The sequence below is a fragment of the Acinetobacter johnsonii genome (assembly GCF_048551975.1).
Lineage (GTDB): Bacteria > Pseudomonadota > Gammaproteobacteria > Pseudomonadales > Moraxellaceae > Acinetobacter > Acinetobacter johnsonii_A.
On sequence record NZ_JBIMCF010000212.1, the window covers coordinates 1 to 277 of the forward strand.

The following is a 277-nucleotide window of genomic DNA, read 5'->3' on the forward strand; positions in this document are numbered from 1 at the left end:
GGATATGTCCTTATATCCCAATCTAACATTGCGACATCCATGTCGCCTTCGTGTATCCAATTTAGGTGTATTGGTGTTTCTATTTGAATTATTTATTAATGGATTTGAGAGCAGCACGGATGATGTCACTTGCTTCAGTAAAATCACCTTTTGCAGCATTGACCAATTTCTGTGCTTCTAAAGGTTTGTATCCTAAAGATTGTAAGGCCGCGTCAGCTTCTGCCACGGCAGAGTTGCCTGTGAACTGGATTTGTTCAACGGTTGAGTTGCTTGGTAC

At 41.5% G+C, this 277-nt stretch carries 1 pseudogene; it reads right to left on the reverse strand.

The features are described from left to right. Window positions 1–88: 88 nt before the first annotated feature. Window positions 89–277: pseudogene (locus tag ACG9ZB_RS17285) on the reverse strand (Holliday junction branch migration protein RuvA); the annotation flags it as partial.